General features: G+C 66.7%; 1 protein-coding gene. It reads right to left on the reverse strand.

Features of this window, described 5'->3' with window-relative positions; genetic code table 11:
- Nucleotides 1-909: GGDEF domain-containing protein (locus EOA28_RS37000; RefSeq protein ID WP_148671168.1), on the reverse strand; the 909-nt coding region annotated here is incomplete at its 3' end.
- Nucleotides 910-941 lie beyond the last annotated feature (32 nt).

Genomic DNA, 941 nt, shown 5'->3' on the forward strand with positions numbered 1-941 from the left:
GGCCATGCCTGCGGCGACATGGTGCTCGGCCGCGGCCTCGCGCAGGAAGCCGGCGAATGTCTCGATGACGCGGTCGCCGCAGGCATGGCCATAACTGTCGTTGATGCTCTTGAAATAGTCGAGATCGGCGATCACCAGCGCCACCGGCACGCCGCGGCGGACGGCGTCGCGCATCGCAAAGACCGCGTGGCGCTCGAAGCCGCCGCGGTTGAGCAGCCGCGACAAAGCGTCGGTTTCCGATTTCGAGGTCGCCTCGCTGAGCGCGTCGCGTACCAGCACGGCGAGCGCAAGCAGCGCCAGCGCCAGCCCGAACACGGTGCCGAGCGATTGCGACACCAGCGCGTAAGCCGTCTGCACATAGGCCTGCGGATTGGCGCCCCAGCCACCCAGCGCGCCGGCGATGAATGGCTTGGAGGCGAATTGCACGGCGCTGGCGCCAAGCACCAGCGCGAGCACATGGTCCAGCCATGCAAGCCTCTGCCGGGAGGACAGCACGATGCCGAGCGCCGCGAACTGCATGGCGGCATAAGGAAGCTGGTAGGCCATCATCCGCGCCAGCGACTGGCGCGGCAGGTCCTGCACCAGATAGACGGCGGCCGACGCGACGACCAGGAAGCACAGCATCGGCGCCCATGGCGGCCGCACGCCGTATTTATGGGCCAACCCGCCATTGAAAGCGATGGTCGCGCCGAGGAACACGGCAAAGGCGGCAACGACCGGCAACCGGGCGTCCGAGAAGGAGGGGATGCTGAATTCGATGCCGAAATAAGCCATGCCGAGCAGGTAGCTGAAGGCAAGCCAACGCGCCGACGCGCGCCCGGTGCCATACACGGCAATCGCCATGAACGCCGCCGCCAGCAGCCCGGCGACGGCGAGGTTGATCATCAATATGAAGTCGGCGCTGCCCATGTCTGCTCCTTGACCGAGGGCTATCATCGAGC

The sequence above is a fragment of the Mesorhizobium sp. M2A.F.Ca.ET.067.02.1.1 genome (genome assembly GCF_004023285.1).
Lineage (GTDB): Bacteria > Pseudomonadota > Alphaproteobacteria > Rhizobiales > Rhizobiaceae > Mesorhizobium.